13 protein-coding genes and 1 tRNA gene are annotated in these 15,579 nt (G+C 57.5%); all 14 read right to left on the bottom strand.

Going from position 1 to position 15,579, the window contains the following annotated elements; genetic code table 11:
- Positions 1-91: GTP-binding protein (locus tag ACK1VC_RS28315; RefSeq protein ID WP_449118175.1), on the bottom strand; the 91-nt coding region annotated here is incomplete at its 3' end.
- 27 nt (positions 92-118) lie between these two features.
- Positions 119-2,263 (bottom strand): elongation factor G, encoded by a 2,145-nt coding sequence (gene fusA / locus ACK1VC_RS28310; RefSeq protein WP_016484652.1) that lies wholly within the window; start codon positions 2,261-2,263, stop codon positions 119-121.
- A 30-nt stretch (positions 2,264-2,293) separates the two neighbouring features.
- The gene (gene rpsG, locus ACK1VC_RS28305) at positions 2,294-2,764 is read right to left on the bottom strand and encodes a 30S ribosomal protein S7 (protein WP_003246741.1); all 471 of its coding nucleotides are present in this window, start codon (positions 2,762-2,764) and stop codon (positions 2,294-2,296) included.
- A 106-nt stretch (positions 2,765-2,870) separates the two neighbouring features.
- Positions 2,871-3,242 carry a 30S ribosomal protein S12 gene (rpsL, locus tag ACK1VC_RS28300; RefSeq protein WP_003255492.1) on the bottom strand — a complete coding sequence of 124 codons (372 nt, stop codon included), beginning with the start codon at positions 3,240-3,242 and terminating at the stop codon, positions 2,871-2,873.
- A 211-nt stretch (positions 3,243-3,453) separates the two neighbouring features.
- Complete coding sequence (gene rpoC, locus ACK1VC_RS28295; protein ID WP_016484651.1) at positions 3,454-7,653, bottom strand: DNA-directed RNA polymerase subunit beta'; 4,200 nt, start codon at positions 7,651-7,653, stop codon at positions 3,454-3,456.
- A gap of 64 nt (positions 7,654-7,717) precedes the next feature.
- Positions 7,718-11,791 carry a DNA-directed RNA polymerase subunit beta gene (gene rpoB, locus ACK1VC_RS28290; RefSeq protein WP_016484650.1) on the bottom strand — a complete coding sequence of 1,358 codons (4,074 nt, stop codon included), beginning with the start codon at positions 11,789-11,791 and terminating at the stop codon, positions 7,718-7,720.
- Positions 11,792-12,011: 220 nt separating this feature from the next.
- Complete coding sequence (rplL, locus tag ACK1VC_RS28285; protein WP_007957596.1) at positions 12,012-12,377, bottom strand: 50S ribosomal protein L7/L12; 366 nt, start codon at positions 12,375-12,377, stop codon at positions 12,012-12,014.
- 77 nt (positions 12,378-12,454) lie between these two features.
- Entirely contained in the window at positions 12,455-12,955 is a 501-nt protein-coding gene (rplJ, locus tag ACK1VC_RS28280) for a 50S ribosomal protein L10 (RefSeq protein ID WP_016484649.1), read from the bottom strand.
- Between the two features lie 197 nt (positions 12,956-13,152).
- Positions 13,153-13,848 carry a 50S ribosomal protein L1 gene (gene rplA, locus ACK1VC_RS28275; protein WP_016392127.1) on the bottom strand — a complete coding sequence of 232 codons (696 nt, stop codon included), beginning with the start codon at positions 13,846-13,848 and terminating at the stop codon, positions 13,153-13,155.
- The gene (gene rplK, locus ACK1VC_RS28270) at positions 13,848-14,279 is read right to left on the bottom strand and encodes a 50S ribosomal protein L11 (protein WP_003255500.1); all 432 of its coding nucleotides are present in this window, start codon (positions 14,277-14,279) and stop codon (positions 13,848-13,850) included. The genes rplA and rplK overlap by 1 nt, the downstream gene beginning before the upstream one ends.
- A 119-nt stretch (positions 14,280-14,398) precedes the next feature.
- Positions 14,399-14,932: a transcription termination/antitermination protein NusG gene (gene nusG, locus ACK1VC_RS28265; protein ID WP_003255501.1), complete on the bottom strand. Its 534-nt coding sequence runs from the start codon at positions 14,930-14,932 to the stop codon at positions 14,399-14,401.
- Positions 14,933-14,941: 9 nt separating this feature from the next.
- On the bottom strand, positions 14,942-15,310 hold the full coding sequence (secE, locus tag ACK1VC_RS28260) for a preprotein translocase subunit SecE (protein ID WP_016484648.1): 369 nt from the start codon (positions 15,308-15,310) through the stop codon (positions 14,942-14,944).
- 44 nt (positions 15,311-15,354) lie between these two features.
- Positions 15,355-15,430 (bottom strand) — tRNA-Trp (locus ACK1VC_RS28255).
- A 54-nt stretch (positions 15,431-15,484) separates the two neighbouring features.
- Positions 15,485-15,579 (bottom strand): EF-Tu C-terminal domain-related protein (locus tag ACK1VC_RS28250; RefSeq protein WP_449118062.1); only part of this gene is annotated, 95 nt, incomplete at its 5' end.

Here is a 15,579-nt window from a genome sequence, read left to right as displayed (position 1 = left end):
CTGCGGTCAGAGTGGTCTTACCGTGGTCAACGTGGCCGATAGTGCCGACGTTAACGTGGGGAAGGGAACGATCAAATTTTTCTTTAGCCACGACAGTGAACCTCTTGCCTAAAGGGGATTAGCCTTGTTTTTTAACGAGTGCTTCGACGATGTTCGACGGAGCTTCGGCGTATTTGGAGAATTCCATGGAGTAGCTTGCGCGACCCTGAGACATGGAACGAACGTCGGTTGCGTAACCGAACATCTCTCCGAGCGGTACTTCAGCGCGGACGACACGGCCAGAGACCGATTCATCCATACCCTGGACCAGACCACGACGACGGTTCAGGTCACCCATCACGTCACCCAGGTAGTCTTCCGGGGTTACAACTTCAACCTTCATGATCGGCTCGAGAACCACGCCACCGCCCTTCTGGGCCAGTTGCTTGGTCGCCATCGAAGCGGCGATTTTGAACGCCATTTCGTTGGAGTCGACGTCGTGATACGAACCATCGAATACCGCGGCCTTCAGGCCGATCAGAGGATAGCCGGCAACAACGCCGTTCTTCATCTGCTCTTCGATACCCTTCTGGATCGGGGCGATGAATTCCTTAGGAATCACACCACCAACGACTTCGTTGGAGAACACCAGACCTTCGGTGATGTTGCCTTTTTCGTCCTGATCCGGCTCCGAGAAACGGATCCAGCAGTGACCGAACTGACCACGACCGCCCGACTGACGAACGAACTTGCCTTCGATCTCGACGTTGGACTTGGTGATCTTCTCGCGGTACGAAACCTGCGGCTTGCCGATGTTGGCTTCGACGTTGAACTCGCGCTTCATGCGGTCAACGAGGATGTCCAGGTGCAGCTCACCCATACCCGAGATGATGGTCTGGCCAGTCTCTTCGTCGGTCTTGACGCGGAACGACGGGTCTTCCTGGGCCAGCTTGCCCAGTGCAATACCCATCTTCTCCTGGTCAGCCTTGGTTTTCGGCTCTACGGAGAGCGAAATGACCGGCTCAGGGAAGTCCATACGCTCAAGGATGATTGGCTTGTCGGCGTTGCACAGGGTTTCGCCCGTGGTCACGTCCTTCATGCCGATCAGTGCAGCGATGTCGCCAGCGCGCACTTCCTTGATTTCTTCACGCTGGTTGGCGTGCATCTGCACCATACGACCAACGCGCTCTTTCTTGCCCTTGACCGAGTTGATGACGGAGTCACCGGAGGTCAGAACACCCGAGTAGACGCGAACGAAGGTCAGAGTACCCACGAACGGGTCAGTCGCGATCTTGAACGCCAGAGCCGAGAACGGCTCGTCGTCGTCAGCGTGACGCACGTCTTTACGAACAGCCGGATCTTCTTTGTCCAGTTCCTTGTCATCCGGGTTGATACCCTGGATCGCAGGAATCTCGGTCGGAGCTGGCAGGTAGTCGATGACGGCGTCGAGAACCAGGGGAACACCCTTGTTCTTGAACGACGAACCGCAGACAGCCGGTACGATTTCGCTGGCCAGGGTGCGCGCGCGCAGACCGGCTTTGATCTCTTCGACGGTCAGCTCTTCGCCTTCCAGGTACTTGTTCATCAGCTCTTCGCTGGACTCGGCAGCCGCTTCAACCATGTTGGAGCGCCACTCTTGAGCCAGCTCCAGCATATCGGCAGGAATTTCTTCCTCGCGATAAGTGGTGCCTTTGTCGTCGTCGTTCCAGTAGATAGCCTTCATCTTGATCAGGTCAACCTGACCCTGGAAGTTATCTTCCGAACCGATGGCCAGCTGAACAGGAACCGGGGTGTGACCCAGACGGTTCTTGATCTGACCTACGACGCGCAGGAAGTTTGCACCGGCACGGTCCATCTTGTTCACGTAGACAACACGTGGAACGCCGTACTTGTTGGCCTGACGCCATACGGTTTCGGACTGAGGCTCAACGCCGGAGGTACCGCAGAACACAACGACAGCGCCGTCGAGTACGCGCAGCGAACGCTCTACTTCAATAGTGAAGTCAACGTGGCCAGGGGTATCGATGACGTTTACACGGTAGTTGTCATACTGACCAACAGAGCCTTTCCAGAAGGTGGTAACGGCAGCGGAGGTAATGGTGATACCCCGCTCCTGCTCCTGCACCATCCAGTCGGTGGTCGCGGCGCCATCATGCACCTCGCCCATCTTGTGGCTCAGACCTGTGTAGAACAGGATCCGCTCGGTAGTGGTGGTCTTGCCCGCGTCAACGTGGGCACAGATACCAATGTTACGATAGCGGTTAATTGCTGTAGTACGAGCCATAAAGCCCTCGCAAAATGATTGATGCTTGAATTAGAAGCGGTAGTGCGAGAACGCTTTGTTGGCTTCAGCCATACGGTGAACGTCTTCACGCTTCTTGACTGCAGCACCTTTGCCTTCAGCAGCATCCAGCAGCTCGCCAGCCAGGCGCAGAGCCATCGACTTCTCGCCACGCTTGCGGGCGTAGTCTACGAGCCAGCGCATTGCCAGAGCATTACGACGGGATGGACGAACTTCAACCGGGACCTGGTAAGTGGCACCGCCGACACGGCGGGACTTTACTTCGACCAGCGGAGCGATGGCGTCGAGAGCTTTCTCGAAGATTTCCAGGGGGTCGCTGTTCTTGCGTGCTTTGACGGTATCCAGGGCACCGTAAACGATGCGCTCGGCTACAGCCTTCTTGCCGCTTTCCATCACGTGGTTCATGAACTTGGCGAGGATTTGGGATCCGTATTTAGGATCGTCCAGAATCTCACGTTTTGCTGCTACACGACGTCTTGGCATGATAAGCCCTCAAACGGTCTTCAGGTTAGCCCGGGACGTGGGTCTTCGACCCCTGCCCGACCTTACTCTTATCGACTCAAAAAAATGGATATGTGCAAACGGCCGATTACTTCGGACGCTTGGTACCGTACTTCGAACGACCCTGGTTACGGCCTTTGACGCCCGAAGTATCCAGAGAGCCGCGAACGGTGTGGTAACGAACACCTGGCAAGTCTTTTACACGGCCGCCACGGATCAGGACGACGCTGTGCTCTTGCAGGTTGTGGCCTTCACCGCCGATGTACGAGGAAACCTCGAAACCGTTGGTCAGACGCACACGGCATACTTTACGCAGTGCCGAGTTAGGTTTTTTCGGCGTGGTGGTGTACACACGGGTGCACACGCCACGACGTTGCGGGCAGTTCTGCAGCGCAGGAACGTCGGACTTCTCGACCGAACGCTTACGCGGCTGACGTACCAGCTGGTTGATAGTTGCCATCTACTAGCTCCACTGATTGTCTTGCGACTCTATTGTCTTGCAAGAAAGCCAAAAATTGGCGAGACGGAGCCTCACCAAATTTAAGGGTACAAAAGTCTACGGAGGATCTTGCACCCAGTCAAGACAAGGCCCCGGCCCTCCTCGCCCGATCATCGGCAACATTTCATGTCGCCGATGGTCGATCGAAGCTTGCCGGGGCCCTGCCCTGTACTTAGTTACCGCTGGAATTCAGCGCTTCGGTCAGTGCGGCTTCCACCTCACTGGCGCTTACACGCAGCGGTTTGTCGGCTTCACGGCGACGCTTGCGCTCGCTGTGGTAGGCCAGACCGGTACCGGCCGGGATCAGACGACCCACGACCACGTTCTCTTTCAGGCCGCGCAGGTAATCGCGCTTGCCGGTTACCGCCGCTTCGGTCAGTACGCGGGTGGTTTCCTGGAAGGAAGCCGCGGAGATGAACGATTCGGTCGACAGCGACGCCTTGGTGATACCCAACAACACGCGGGTGAACTTCGAGATGAACTTGTCTTCGCTGGCGAGACGCTCGTTCTCGACCAGTACGTGAGTCAGTTCCATCTGGTCGCCCTTGATGAAGCTGGAATCGCCCGACTCGGAGATCTCGACCTTGCGCAGCATCTGACGCAGGATGGTCTCGATGTGCTTGTCGTTGATCTTCACGCCTTGCAGACGGTAAACGTCCTGGATCTCGTTGACGATGTACTTCGCCAGCGCGCTCACACCCAGCAGACGCAGGATGTCGTGCGGATCGCTCGGGCCGTCGGAGATAACTTCGCCGCGGTTTACCTGTTCACCTTCGAAGACGTTCAGGTGGCGCCACTTCGGAATCAGCTCTTCGTACGGATCGCTGCCGTCGGTCGGCGTGATGACCAGGCGACGCTTGCCCTTGGTCTCTTTACCGAACGCGATGGTGCCGCTGACTTCAGCCAGAATCGAGGCTTCTTTCGGACGACGCGCTTCGAACAAGTCAGCTACGCGTGGCAGACCACCGGTGATGTCACGGGTCTTCGACGTTTCTTGCGGGATACGCGCGATAACGTCACCAACACCAATCTGGGCACCGTCAGCAACACCAACCAAGGCGTTGGCTGGCAGGAAGTACTGCGCCGGTACATCGGTACCTGGCAGGTACAGGTCCTTGCCATTGGCGTCGACCATCTTGATTGCCGGACGGATTTCCTTGCCTGCGGCAGGGCGATCCTTGACGTCCAGTACTTCAATGTTGGTCAGGCCGGTCAGTTCGTCGGTCTGGCGCTTGATGGTGATGTTTTCTTCCATGCCCACGAAGGTCACGGTACCTTTCAGCTCGGTAACGATCGGGTGGGTGTGCGGGTCCCACTTGGCGACGATGGCGCCAGCTTCGACCTTCTCACCTTCCTTGACCGAAATTACCGCACCGTAAGGCAGCTTGTAACGCTCACGCTCACGACCGAATTCGTCAGCAATGGCCAGCTCGCCAGAACGCGACACAGCAACCAGGTTGCCATCGGCACGCACGACCTGCTTCAGGTTGTGCAGACGTACCATACCGCCGTTCTTCACCTGGACGCTGTCGGCAGCCGAAGTACGGCTCGCAGCACCACCGATGTGGAACGTACGCATGGTCAGCTGGGTACCCGGCTCACCGATCGACTGAGCAGCGATAACGCCGACAGCTTCACCGATGTTCACCTGGTGACCACGCGCCAGGTCACGACCGTAGCACTTGGCGCAGATGCCGTAGCGGGTTTCGCAGTTGATTGGCGAACGCACGATAACTTCGTCGATGCTGTTCAGCTCGATGAACTCGACCCACTGCTCGTCTACCAGCGTACCGGCCGGAACGATGACGTCCTCGGTGCCTGGCTTGAACACGTCACGGGCAATGACACGGCCCAGTACACGCTCACCCAGCGGCTCTACAACGTCACCGCCTTCAATGTGCGGAGTCATCAGCAAGCCATGGTCGGTACCGCAATCGATCTCGGTTACAACCAGGTCTTGCGCAACGTCTACCAGACGACGGGTCAGGTAACCGGAGTTCGCAGTCTTCAACGCGGTATCCGCCAGACCTTTACGAGCACCGTGAGTCGAGATGAAGTACTGGAGTACGCTCAGACCTTCACGGAAGTTCGCAGTGATCGGCGTCTCGATGATCGAGCCGTCCGGCTTGGCCATCAGGCCACGCATACCGGCCAGCTGACGGATCTGGGCTGCGGAACCCCGCGCACCAGAGTCAGCCATCATGTACATCGAGTTGAAGGACTCTTGCTCGACTTCTTTGCCTTCGCGGTCGATGACCTTCTCTTTCGAGAGGTTGGCCATCATCGCCTTGGACACTTCGTCGTTCGCCTTCGACCACAAGTCGATGACCTTGTTGTACTTCTCGCCCTGGGTTACCAGGCCGGAGGCGTACTGGCTTTCGATTTCCTTCACTTCATCGGTAGCGCTGTTGATGATGCGCGCTTTCTCATCAGGGATGACAAAGTCGTTCACACCAATGGACACGCCAGAGATGGTGGAGTAAGCGAAACCGGTGTACATCAGCTGGTCAGCGAAGATAACGGTCTCTTTCAGACCAACCACGCGGTAGCACTGGTTGATCAGCTTGGAGATCGCCTTCTTCTTCATCGGCTGGTTGACCACGTCGTACGGCAGGCCTGCCGGTACAACCTGGAACAGCAGCGCACGGCCGACCGTGGTGTCGACAATACGGGTGTTCTTGGTAACGCTGCCGTCGCGATCTTTCACGGTTTCGTTGATACGAACCTTGATTTTCGCGTGCAGCGCAGCTTCGCCGGCGCGGAATACGCGGTCGACTTCCTGCAGGTCGGCAAATACGCGACCTTCGCCCTTGGCGTTGATGGCTTCACGGGTCATGTAATACAGACCCAGTACCACGTCCTGCGACGGTACGATGATTGGCTCACCGTTGGCTGGCGACAGGATGTTGTTGGTCGACATCATCAGCGCGCGCGCTTCGAGCTGGGCTTCCAGCGTCAGCGGCACGTGAACGGCCATCTGGTCACCGTCGAAGTCGGCGTTGTACGCGGCACAGACCAGCGGGTGCAGCTGGATAGCCTTACCTTCGATCAGAACCGGTTCAAAAGCCTGGATACCCAGACGGTGCAGGGTCGGTGCACGGTTGAGCAGTACGGGGTGTTCGCGAATCACTTCGGCGAGAACGTCCCACACCTCTGGCAGCTCGCGCTCGACCATCTTCTTGGCAGCCTTGATGGTGGTCGCCAGACCACGCATTTCCAGCTTGCCGAAAATGAACGGTTTGAACAGCTCGAGGGCCATCTTCTTCGGCAGACCGCACTGGTGCAGACGCAGGGTCGGGCCTACGGTAATTACCGAACGGCCAGAGTAGTCCACACGCTTACCGAGCAAGTTCTGACGGAAGCGACCTTGCTTACCTTTGATCATGTCAGCCAGCGACTTCAGCGGACGCTTGTTCGAGCCAGTGATGGCGCGACCGCGACGGCCGTTGTCCAGCAGGGCGTCGACCGCCTCCTGCAGCATGCGCTTTTCGTTGCGCACGATGATGTCTGGCGCCGACAGATCCAGCAGGCGCTTCAGACGGTTGTTACGGTTGATCACCCGACGATACAGGTCGTTCAGGTCGGAGGTCGCGAAGCGGCCGCCATCCAGCGGGACCAGCGGACGCAGGTCCGGTGGCAGTACTGGCAGGACGGTCAGGACCATCCACTCAGGCAGGTTGCCCGAGCCCTGGAAAGCTTCCATCAGCTTCAGGCGCTTGGACAGCTTCTTGATCTTGGTTTCCGAGTTGGTCTGCGGAATCTCTTCGCGCAGGCGACCGATCTCGTGCTCCAGGTCGATAGCGTGCAGCAGTTCGCGGACAGCTTCGGCACCCATGCGGGCATCGAAATCGTCACCGAACTCTTCCAGCGCTTCGAAGTACTGCTCGTCGTTCAGCAGCTGGCCCTTTTCCAGGGTGGTCATGCCTGGGTCGATAACGACATAGCTCTCGAAGTAGAGCACGCGTTCGATATCACGCAGGGTCATGTCCATCAGCAGGCCGATACGGGACGGCAGCGACTTCAGGAACCAGATGTGGGCGACCGGCGAGGCCAGTTCGATGTGCGCCATGCGCTCACGACGAACCTTGGCCAGGGCAACTTCAACGCCGCACTTCTCGCAGATCACGCCGCGGTGCTTGAGGCGCTTGTACTTGCCGCACAGGCACTCGTAGTCCTTGACTGGGCCAAAGATCTTGGCGCAGAACAGGCCGTCACGCTCAGGTTTGAACGTACGGTAGTTGATGGTTTCCGGCTTCTTAACTTCACCGAACGACCACGAACGGATCATTTCAGGCGACGCCAGACCGATACGGATGGCGTCGAACTCTTCGACTTGACCCTGGTTTTTCAGCAAATTCAGTAGGTCTTTCAAGGCCTTTCCTCCTGGCGGAGCAGGGAGCGGGCATTACCTGCCCCACCCCCCTTCGCGTCACGTGTTATTCGGTTTCCAGATCGATATCGATACCGAGCGAACGGATCTCTTTGATCAACACGTTGAAGGACTCGGGCATGCCCGGCTCCATACGGTGATCGCCATCCACGATGTTCTTGTACATCTTGGTACGGCCGTTCACGTCGTCCGACTTCACTGTGAGCATTTCTTGCAGGGTGTATGCCGCGCCATATGCTTCCAGCGCCCACACTTCCATCTCCCCGAAACGCTGACCACCGAACTGCGCCTTACCACCCAGCGGCTGCTGGGTAACCAGGCTGTAGGAACCAGTGGAACGCGCGTGCATCTTGTCGTCCACCAAGTGGTTCAGCTTGAGCATGTACATGTAACCAACGGTCACCGGACGCTCGAACTTGTTGCCGGTGCGGCCATCGAACAGCACCATCTGGCCGCTCTCTGGCAGATCGGCCAGCTTCAGCATGGCCTTGATCTCGCTTTCCTTGGCACCATCGAAGACCGGAGTAGCCATCGGCACGCCCTTCTTCAAGTTGTGTGCCAGGGCCAGGATCTCTTCGTCGGTGAACTCGGCGAGGTTTTCCTGACGACCGCCGATCTCGTTGTAGACCTCGGTCAGGAATACGCGCAGCTCAGCAGCCTTGCGTTGCTCTTCGATCATGCGGTCGATCTTTTCGCCCAGGCCCTTGGCCGCGAGGCCCAGGTGGGTTTCGAGGATCTGACCAACGTTCATACGCGAAGGTACACCCAGCGGGTTCAGTACGACGTCGACCGGAGTACCGTTGGCATCGTGCGGCATGTCTTCAACCGGCATGATGACCGAGACAACACCCTTGTTACCGTGACGACCAGCCATCTTGTCACCCGGCTGGATGCGACGGCGAATTGCCAGGTAGACCTTGACGATCTTAAGTACGCCCGGAGCCAGGTCATCGCCCTGCTGCAGCTTGCGCTTCTTGTCTTCGAACTTGTCGTCCAGCAGACGGCGACGGTCGACGATGTACTGTTGAGCCTTTTCCAGCTGCTCATTCAGTGCATCTTCAGCCATGCGCAGTTTGAACCACTGGCCGTGCTCCAGACCGTCCAGCACTTCGTCGGTGACCACGGTGCCTTTCTTCAGGCCCGCGCCACCGTCGACCACCTGGCCGTTCAGGGCAGAACGCAGACGCTCGAAGGTTGCACCTTCGACGATGCGGAACTCTTCGTTGAGGTCCTTGCGAATCTCGTCCAGCTGCATCTTCTCGATGGCCAGAGCGCGGCTATCGCGCTCGACGCCATCACGGGTGAAGACCTGTACGTCAATGACAGTGCCCTTGGTGCCAGTTGGCACGCGCAAGGAGGTGTCTTTAACGTCGCTCGCCTTCTCACCGAAGATTGCGCGCAGCAGTTTTTCTTCCGGAGTCAGCTGGGTTTCGCCTTTTGGCGTGACCTTGCCAACCAGGATGTCACCAGCGCCGACTTCAGCACCCACGTAGACAATACCGGCTTCGTCCAGTTTGTTCAGTGCAGCTTCACCCACGTTCGGGATGTCCGCAGTGATTTCCTCTGGGCCAAGCTTGGTGTCACGCGCCACACAGGTCAGTTCCTGAATGTGGATGGTGGTGAAGCGATCTTCCTGGACCACACGCTCGGACAGGCAGATGGAGTCTTCGAAGTTGAAGCCGTTCCACGCCATGAACGCGATGCGCATGTTCTGACCCAGTGCCAGCTCACCCATGTCGGTGGACGGGCCGTCGGCCATGATGTCGCTACGCTGAACCTTGTCACCCTTGCTGACCAGCGGACGCTGGTTGATGCAGGTGTTCTGGTTCGAGCGGGTGTACTTGGTCAGGTTGTAGATATCTACACCTGCTTCGCCGGTTTCCACCTCGTCGTCGTTGACGCGAACAACGATACGGCTGGCGTCGACCGAGTCGATCACGCCACCACGGCGAGCAACCACGCAGACACCGGAGTCACGGGCAACGTTGCGCTCCATGCCGGTACCTACCAGCGGCTTGTCAGCACGCAGGGTCGGTACAGCCTGACGCTGCATGTTCGAACCCATCAACGCACGGTTGGCGTCGTCGTGCTCGAGGAACGGAATCAGCGACGCAGCAACGGAAACTACCTGCTTCGGCGAAACGTCCATCAGGGTGACGTCTTCCGGCGCCTTGACGGTGAATTCGTTCAGGTGACGAACAGCTACCAGCTCATCGATCAGTTGCTTCTTGTCGTTCATCGCGGCCGAAGCCTGGGCGATGACGTGATCCGCTTCTTCGATTGCCGACAGGAACACGATGTCGTCGCTGACAACGCCTTCCTTCACCACACGGTACGGGCTTTCCAGGAAGCCGTACTGGTTGGTGCGGGCATAGGCCGCCAGGGAGTTGATCAGACCGATGTTCGGACCTTCAGGGGTCTCGATCGGGCACACACGGCCGTAGTGAGTCGGGTGTACGTCACGGACTTCGAAGCCAGCACGCTCACGGGTCAGACCGCCCGGGCCGAGCGCAGAGACGCGGCGCTTGTGGGTGATCTCGGAGAGCGGGTTGTTCTGGTCCATGAACTGGGACAGCTGGCTGGAACCGAAGAACTCTTTCACCGCCGCCGCAACCGGCTTGGCGTTGATCAGGTCCTGCGGCATCAAGCCTTCGCTTTCCGCCATCGACAGACGTTCCTTGACCGCGCGCTCTACACGCACCAGGCCAACGCGGAACTGGTTCTCGGCCATCTCGCCGACGCAACGTACGCGACGGTTACCCAGGTGGTCGATGTCGTCGACGATGCCTTTGCCGTTACGGATATCGACCAGGGTCTTGAGGACCTCGACGATGTCTTCCTTGCTCAGCACGCCTGAACCTTCGATCTCGGTACGACCGATACGACGGTTGAACTTCATGCGGCCGACAGCAGACAGGTCGTAACGCTCGGCGCTGAAGAACAGGTTGTTGAACAGGGTCTCGGCGGCATCCTTGGTCGGCGGCTCGCCTGGACGCATCATGCGGTAGATCTCGACCAGGGCTTCCAGCTGGTTGCTGGTGGTGTCGATCTTCAGGGTGTCGGAGATGAACGGACCGCAATCAATGTCGTTGGTGTACAGGGTCTCGATACGGACGACCTGTGCCTTGGCGACTTTGATCAGCAGATCAGTGGTCAGCTCGGTATTGCACTCAGCCAGGATCTCGCCAGTAGCCGGGTGCACGATGGCCTTGGCAGTGGTGCGACCCAGGACGTATTCCATTGGAACGTCCAGCTGCTTGACGCCGGCCTTCTCGAGCTGGTTGATGTGGCGCGCAGTAATGCGGCGGCCCTGCTCGACAATGACCTTGCCGGTTTCGTCATGGATGTCCATGACCGCAACTTCACCACGCAGACGCTGCGGCACGAGTTCCAGGCTGAGTTTTTCGCCGGAAATGTGGAACACGTTGGTGGTGTAGAAGGTGTTCAGCACTTCTTCAGTGCTGTAACCCAGGGCGCGCAACAGCACCGACGCCGGCAGTTTGCGGCGACGGTCGATACGTACGAACACGCAGTCTTTCGGGTCGAACTCGAAGTCCAGCCAGGAACCGCGGTAAGGGATGATGCGAGCGGAGTACAGCAGCTTGCCGGAGCTGTGAGTCTTGCCACGGTCGTGGTCGAAGAACACACCAGGCGAACGGTGCAGCTGGGAAACGATCACACGCTCGGTACCGTTGATAACGAAGGTACCGTTCTCAGTCATCAGGGGGATTTCACCCATGTAGACTTCTTGCTCTTTGATGTCCTTGATCGCTTTGTTCGACGATTCCTTGTCGAAGATGATCAGGCGCACCTTGACCCGCAGTGGGACCGCGAAGGTCACGCCACGCAGGACACATTCCTTCACATCGAAGGCAGGCTCGCCCAGGCGATAGCCTACATACTCCAGGGCAGCATTGCCGGAGTAGCTGATGATCGGGAATACCGATTTGAAGGCCGCGTGCAGGCCGACGTCGCGGAACTGATCCTTGGATGCTCCCGCTTGCAGGAATTCGCGATACGAATCCAGCTGGATGGCCAGGAGGTAAGGCACATCCATGACGTCCGGCAACTTGCTAAAGTCCTTGCGGATACGTTTTTTCTCAGTGTATGAGTAAGCCATCAGCGTTCCCCAGCTTGGTCACCTGCTTGTTTGGCTTCTCCCGGCGGGAGCAGCCAGAAAATCGTGCAAACCCCTTGGTTTGCGCCACCCACGTGGGTGTCTTGCAGCTTGTTATCGGGGCCGGCTTGACCGACCGCCAATAACGGAAAAAGGCCGGTGGCATAAGCCACCAGCCATCAGCCTTGTGCTCAACGCTCAGGCTGGCATCGCAAAGTCGAAATTACTTCAGCTCGACTTTAGCGCCTGCTTCTTCCAGCTTCTTCTTAGCGTCTTCAGCGGCTTCTTTCGAAACGCCTTCAGCTACAACCTGAGGAGCGCCATCGACTTTCTCTTTGGCTTCTTTCAGGCCCAGACCGGTCAGCTCGCGAACGGCTTTAATCACGTTCACTTTCTTCTCGCCGGCTTCAACCAGAACAACGTTGAACTCGGTCTGCTCTTCAACAACAGCGGCAGCAGCAGCTGGGCCAGCAGCGGCAACAGCAGCGGTCACGCCGAAGGTTTCTTCCATTGCTTTGATCAGCTCAACAACTTCCAGAACGGTTTTCTGGCCGATTGCTTCGATGATTTGCTCGTTAGTCAGGGACATGACTTAAATCCTGTATTGGGGTGAAGGCCTACGCAGCCATCAAATTAAACAAATGATTTTGAAAGAGTTCGCGTGCCTTAGGCAGCGGTAGCTTCTTTCTGGTCGCGAATGGCTGCCAGAGTACGAGCCAGCTTGCTGGTGGCGCCTTGAATAACGCTCATCAGTCGTGCAATAGCTTCGTCGCGGGTCGGCAGGGTAGCCAACACGTCGATCTGGTTCGCTGCAATGAAATTGCCGTCAAACGCAGCTGCCTTGATCTCGAACTTGTCCTGACCCTTGGCGAACTCTTTGAACAGACGAGCAGCAGCGCCCGGGTGTTCGTTGGAGAAAGCAATCAGGGTCGGGCCTTTGAACGCGTCGTTGAGGACCGAAAACTCGGTGCCTTCAACAGCGCGCTTGAGCAGGGTGTTACGTACGACACGTACGTAAACGCCAGCCTCGCGGGCCTCTTTACGGAGTCCGGTCATTGCGCTTACAGTCACACCACGGGCATCAGCCACAACAGCGGACAGAGCGACTTTGGCAGCCTCGTTGACTTCAGCGACGATGGCCTTCTTGTCTTCGAGTTTAATTGCCACGGGTTTACTCCTGGTTTTTACCGTTTCATCTGGCCGAAGCCGGATGTCGTTTTGGTGTCTGATTCGGTAACGAATCGGGAGCACCATCTGCGTGGGCTGGTGTTTTAAGGCTTGCGCCACCTACGGTCTTGGATAGCCCCCGCCAGGCAGGGACCCCAATTTTTGCTGGCGGCGAGACGAATCGCACCGCCATGTTCTTACACGTTCAGCGAGCTCTGATCGATGACCAGACCTGGGCCCATGGTGGTGCTCAGGGTAACGCGCTTGACGTAGATACCTTTCGACGAAGCTGGTTTGATACGCTTCAGATCAGCGATCAGGGCTTCAACGTTTTCCTTCAGCTTGCCAGCTTCAAAGCCGACCTTGCCAACGGAGGTGTGGATAATACCGTTTTTGTCGGTACGGTAGCGAACCTGACCAGCCTTGGCGTTTTTCACGGCAGTGGCTACGTCTGGGCTAACGGTACCAACTTTCGGGTTAGGCATCAGGCCGCGAGGACCCAGAACCTGACCCAGCTGACCTACAACGCGCATGGCATCAGGCGATGCGATGACGACGTCATAGTTCAGATCGCCGGCTTTCATTTCGGCAGCCAGATCGTCCATACCTACGCGGTCAGCGCCGGCAGCCAGAGCGGCTTCAGCAGCTGGACCCTGGGTGAAGACAGCAACGCGAACGGTCTTGCCAGTGCCGTGTGGCAGCACAGTAGCGCTACGAACGACCTGGTCGGATTTACGCGGGTCAACACCGAGGTTAACGGCGATGTCGTAGGACTCGACGAACTTGGCAGCAGGCAGCGAGGCCAGCAGAGTTGCCGCTTCTTCGAAGTTGTAGGCCTTGCCTGCTTCGATTTTTTCGGCGATTGCCTTTTGGCGTTTGGTCAGCTTAGCCATTACACACCCTCCACGTTCAGGCCCATGCTGCGGGCAGAGCCAGCGATGGTGCGTACAGCAGCGTCCAGGTCAGCAGCGGTCAGATCAGCCTGTTTTGCCTTGGCGATATCTTCCAGCTGAGCACGGGTAACGGTACCGACTTTAACGGTGTTCGGACGAGCCGAACCACTGGTCAGGCCAGCAGCTTTCTTCAGCAGAACCGAGGCAGGGGTGCTCTTGGTCTCGAAGGTGAAGCTACGGTCGCTGTAGACAGTGATGATCACAGGAGTCGGCAGGCCGGCTTCTTGACCCTGGGTACGGGCGTTGAAGGCCTTGCAGAATTCCATGATGTTCACACCGTGTTGGCCCAGTGCTGGACCAACGGGTGGGCTTGGGTTGGCCTGGCCGGCCTTAACTTGCAGCTTGATGTAAGCCTGAATCTTCTTAGCCATGAGCTACTCCAAAATCGGGTACGAACGCCTGATGGCTCCCCGGATGACTTGCGTTTTATCCCAGTGACGACAAAACCCCGCAACACACAGGGCTGCGGGGTTTGGGATGCTTCGTCCGCCTAGACCTTTTCGACCTGGCTGAACTCGAGCTCCACCGGAGTAGAGCGACCGAAAATGAGCACCGCCACCTGGAGGCGACTCTTTTCGTAGTTAACCTCTTCGACACTACCATTGAAGTCAGCGAACGGACCGTCAATTACACGAACCACTTCACCTGGCTCGAACAGTGTCTTCGGCTTCGGCTTGTCGCTACCGTCAGCAACGCGACGCAGGATAGCTTCAGCTTCTTTATCGGTGATCGGTGCAGGCTTGTCTGCGGTACCGCCAATAAAGCCCATCACACGCGGGGTGTCCTTGACCAAGTGCCAAGTCCCTTCGTTCATCTCCATCTGGACCAGTACATAGCCAGGGAAGAATTTACGCTCACTCTTGCGCTTCTGGCCGTTGCGCATTTCGACGACTTCTTCGGTCGGAACCAAGATCTCGCCGAAACCGTCTTCCATGCCAGCCAGCTTGACGCGCTCAATCAGGGAGCGCATTACATGCTTCTCGTAACCCGAGTAAGCATGCACAACATACCAACGCTTAGCCACGGGACACCTTTAGCCAACGATCAGGGAGACCGCCCAGCCGAGCAGGGAATCAAGACCCCACAGCAGCAGTGCCATAACCAGCACGACAGCCACGACAATCAGCGTGGTCTGGGTGGTTTCCTGGCGGGTCGGCCACACGACTTTACGGATTTCGGTACGAGCTTCCTTCGCCAACGCAAAGAACGACTTGCCCTTCGCAGTCTGCAGAGCTACAAAGCCTGCGACAGCAGCCAGGACGAGAAGTGCGAGAACGCGATACAGGATCGGAGAGGCGGAGTAATATTGATTACCCACAACAGCTACAACCACCAAAGCAACTACAGCCAGCCACTTGAACAGATCAAAACGCGATTCTTGGGCTTCAGTTTTGGGAGTCATCAAGGAGGATCCTGTGAGAAGAAAGCCATCACACCGAAGTGAAATGGCAGGTCAGGAGGGAATCGAACCCCCAACCTACGGTTTTGGAGACCGTCGCTCTGCCAATTGAGCTACTGACCTGTAACGCTGTATCAGGCCGGCCATTATACCGGCCTGATCAAGTAAATCAACTACTTATTCAATAATTTTTGCTACGACGCCGGCGCCGACGGTACGACCGCCTTCACGGATAGCGAAGCGCAGACCGTCTTCCATTGCGATGGTCTTGA

This window comes from Pseudomonas sp. XP2 (assembly GCF_053557975.1).
Note: the sequence above shows the minus strand (reverse complement) of the source record. Positions and strands in the feature narration are given on the sequence as shown.